The following is a 1,217-nucleotide window of genomic DNA, read 5'->3' on the forward strand; positions in this document are numbered from 1 at the left end:
TCGTGAGGCCGCCCGAGCCGCCCTTGGGCCGCGCGACGCCGCCCTCGTGGTAGAGGGGGTGCCACAGCAGGAAGGGCGCGCTGATCGGCTCGGTCGGCGGGGGGCCGCTCTGCGCGGCCATCCACACGAGCGGCGCGCGGACGCGCTCCTCCGTGAAGTACTCCGCCGCGACCTCCCCGTAGGGCCGCAGGACCCGCATGAGCCGCGTCGTCCACTCGCGGCCCTGCCCGCCGCCGAACATGAAGCGGCGCCCGAGCTCCAGCGGGGACGGCGTCGCGAGGAACGTGTCCTTCACGGTGCGTGCGAAGGGCGTCCAGTCGTCGATGAAGCGCGAGTACGCGTCGCCCTGACCGGGGAAGAGGTTCTCCAGGTCGTCGGCGGTACGGCGCGCGTCACGCCAGACGAACCACGGCGTCTCCCCGTCCGACGCGTGGAAGAGCGGATCGAGTTCGATGTAGTGCAGCCCGAAGCGCGAGAGTTCGAGTTCCTGCACGACGGGCGTCGTGCGGATCAGGATGTGGGCGCTGCCGCCGTAGTCGAAGCGGTAGCCGGGCACGAGCTCCTCGGTGGAGACGGCCCCGCCGACGATGTGGCGGCGTTCGAAGACGCCGACGCGGTACCCGGCGCGGGCGGCGTAGGCGGCGGTCACGAGCGCGTTGTGGCCGGCGCCCATCACGATGACGTCGTAGTCGTAGCTCAAGCGGCCTCCCCGGCTGAATGCGGCACTGTCGCGCAAGCATACCTGTCCGCGTGCGCGGCGGATCGTCACTTATCGCCAGTTTGCGGACGGCTGACCCCGTCATGACAGGTGACACGAGTTATCCACAGGCGGGGTGGGTTGTCCACACCCCTCGTGTGGACAACTTCGATGAGAACGGCATTTTCGAGGCAAGGCGCACACGAGGAAGAGCGCGCCCGGGGGTCAGGGGCGCGCTCTTCCTCGTGTGGCCGGGCGGGTTCCGACGGCCCTCCCCCTGCTCCCGTCGTCGCCTGCTTCAGCTGATCGCAGGGTAGCGGGTGGGCCGTGATGGTCTCGTGAATGAACGTGCAGAAGCGTTACAGGAACGTGAAGGCCGCGGATGAGAACGCTTCACGAGAGTTAAAGGCGGAGTAAATACCGTTTCAAGAACGTTAATATTTGTCTTGTCTTCCTCACCCGCCGTTGCCCGGCATCCCGCAGGATGCCGCCAGACCCTCCTGCAGACGCAGTTCCACCG

The 1,217-nt window shown here is 68.0% G+C and carries 1 protein-coding gene; it reads right to left on the minus strand.

Annotated features, from left to right (window positions below):
• Positions 1–673: phytoene desaturase family protein (locus DEIPI_RS30270; RefSeq protein WP_045234132.1), on the minus strand; the 673-nt coding region annotated here is incomplete at its 3' end.
• Positions 674–1,217: the final 544 nt, after the last annotated feature.

It is taken from the genome of Deinococcus pimensis DSM 21231 (assembly GCF_000519345.1).
Taxonomy (GTDB): Bacteria; Deinococcota; Deinococci; order Deinococcales; family Deinococcaceae; genus Deinococcus_A; species Deinococcus_A pimensis.